Origin of the sequence: Chromobacterium fluminis, assembly GCF_011602385.1 — a bacterium.
In the GTDB taxonomy this organism is placed as follows: Bacteria; Pseudomonadota; Gammaproteobacteria; order Burkholderiales; family Chromobacteriaceae; genus Chromobacterium; species Chromobacterium fluminis.
Genome location: NZ_JAAOMA010000106.1, coordinates 1 through 2,764 on the forward strand (window position 1 = coordinate 1; position 2,764 = coordinate 2,764).

The 2,764-nt window shown below is 52.9% G+C and carries 2 rRNA genes; both read right to left on the minus strand.

Going from position 1 to position 2,764, the window contains the following annotated elements:
• Window positions 1–4 precede the first annotated feature (4 nt).
• Window positions 5–119 (minus strand): 5S ribosomal RNA (gene rrf, locus HA052_RS27015).
• A gap of 123 nt (window positions 120–242) precedes the next feature.
• A 23S ribosomal RNA gene (locus HA052_RS27020) occupies window positions 243–2,764 on the minus strand; the annotation flags it as partial.

Genomic DNA, 2,764 nt, shown 5'->3' on the forward strand with positions numbered 1-2,764 from the left:
GGGCGTCTGGCGGTGTCCTACTTTCACATGGCGAATGCCACACTATCATCGGCGCTAAGGCGTTTCACGGTCCTGTTCGGGATGGGAAGGCGTGGGACCACCTCGCTATGGCCACCAGACATAAACTGGTACAAACTTGAAGAAGCCTGGGTTGATTCTCGATCAACCCGCATATATTCGGTATTCAATTGTGTCGCACATCCACCAACTCGTCACTCGGTTTCCCAAGCCACTCAAATGATAGGATCAAGCCTCACGAGCAATTAGTATCGGTTAGCTTAACGCCTCACAGCGCTTCCACACCCGACCTATCAACGTCCTGGTCTCGAACGACTCTTCAGGAGGGTCAAGCCCTCAGGGAAGTCTCATCTTCAGGCGAGTTTCCCGCTTAGATGCTTTCAGCGGTTATCTCTTCCGCACTTAGCTACCCGGCAATGCGACTGGCGTCACAACCGGTACACCAGAGGTGCGTCCACTCCGGTCCTCTCGTACTAGGAGCAGCCCCCGTCAAACTTCCAACGCCCACTGCAGATAGGGACCAAACTGTCTCACGACGTTTTGAACCCAGCTCACGTACCACTTTAAATGGCGAACAGCCATACCCTTGGGACCGGCTACAGCCCCAGGATGTGATGAGCCGACATCGAGGTGCCAAACACCGCCGTCGATGTGAACTCTTGGGCGGTATCAGCCTGTTATCCCCGGAGTACCTTTTATCCGTTGAGCGATGGCCCTTCCATTCAGAACCACCGGATCACTATGTCCTGCTTTCGCACCTGCTCGACTTGTCGGTCTCGCAGTTAAGCTACCTTTTGCCATTGCACTATCAGCACGATTTCCGACCGTACCTAGGTAACCTTCGAACTCCTCCGTTACACTTTGGGAGGAGACCGCCCCAGTCAAACTGCCTACCATGCACTGTCCCCAATCCGGATCACGGACCAAGGTTAGAACCTCAAACACACCAGGGTGGTATTTCAAGGACGGCTCCATGAGAACTAGCGTTCCCACTTCATAGCCTCCCACCTATCCTACACAAGTCTGTTCAAAGTCCAATGCAAAGCTACAGTAAAGGTTCACGGGGTCTTTCCGTCTAGCAGCGGGGAGATTGCATCTTCACAAACACTTCAACTTCGCTGAGTCTCAGGAGGAGACAGTGTGGCCATCGTTACGCCATTCGTGCGGGTCGGAACTTACCCGACAAGGAATTTCGCTACCTTAGGACCGTTATAGTTACGGCCGCCGTTTACTGGGGCTTCGATCAAGAGCTTGCACCCCATCACTTAACCTTCCAGCACCGGGCAGGCGTCACACCGTATACGTCCACTTTCGTGTTGGCACAGTGCTGTGTTTTTGTTAAACAGTCGCAGCCACCGATTCTCTGCGACCTCTCAAAGCTCCTCCCGCAGGGGATTCACTCTAAGAGGCATACCTTCTCCCGAAGTTACGGTATCAATTTGCCGAGTTCCTTCTCCTGAGTTCTCTCAAGCGCCTTAGAATTCTCATCCTGCCCACCTGTGTCGGTTTGCGGTACGGTTCTTATGCAGCTGAAGCTTAGTGGCTTTTCCTGGAAGCGTGGTATCAGTCACTTCAGGTCCGTAGACCCTCGTCATCACGTCTCGGCCTTAAGGGAAGGCGGATTTGCCTACCTCCCCAGCCTACCGGCTTAAACAGACTATTCCAACAGTCTGATGACCTAACCTTCTCCGTCCCCACATCGCACTGCATAAAAGTACGGGAATTTTAACCCGTTTCCCATCGACTACGCTTTTCAGCCTCGCCTTAGGGGCCGACTCACCCTACGCCGATGAACGTTGCGTAGGAAACCTTGGGCTTTCGGCGAGCGGGCTTTTCACCCGCTTTATCGCTACTCATGTCAGCATTCGCACTTCTGATATCTCCAGCATCCCTTACGAGACACCTTCTCAGACCTACAGAACGCTCCCCTACCATCTGCGCTTACGCGCAAATCCGCAGCTTCGGTTATCAGTTTGAGCCCCGTTACATCTTCCGCGCAGGACGACTCGACCAGTGAGCTATTACGCTTTCTTTAAATGATGGCTGCTTCTAAGCCAACATCCTGGCTGTCTATGCCTTCCCACCTCGTTTACCACTTAACTGATCATTTGGGACCTTAGCTGGCGGTCTGGGTTGTTTCCCTCTTGACGATGGACGTTAGCACCCACCGTCTGTCTCCCATGCTCGCACTTTCCGGTATTCAGAGTTTGCCATGGTTTGGTAAATCGCAATGACCCCCTAGCCATAACAGTGCTTTACCCCCGGAAGTGATACATGAGGCACTACCTAAATAGTTTTCGGGGAGAACCAGCTATCTCCGAGTTTGTTTAGCCTTTCACCCCTATCCACAGCTCATCCCCTAGTTTTGCAACACTAGTGGGTTCGGACCTCCAGTGCGTGTTACCGCACCTTCATCCTGGCCATGGATAGATCACTCGGTTTCGGGTCTACGCCCAGCAACTAAATCGCCCTATTCGGACTCGGTTTCCCTACGCCTCCCCTATTCGGTTAAGCTCGCTACTGAACGTAAGTCGCTGACCCATTATACAAAAGGTACGCAGTCACGGAACAAGTCCGCTCCCACTGTTTGTATGCATCCGGTTTCAGGTTCTATTTCACTCCCCTCCCGGGGTTCTTTTCGCCTTTCCCTCACGGTACTGGTTCACTATCGGTCGATCATGAGTATTTAGCCTTGGAGGATGGTCCCCCCATCTTCAGACAGGATTTCTCGTGTCCCGCCCTACTT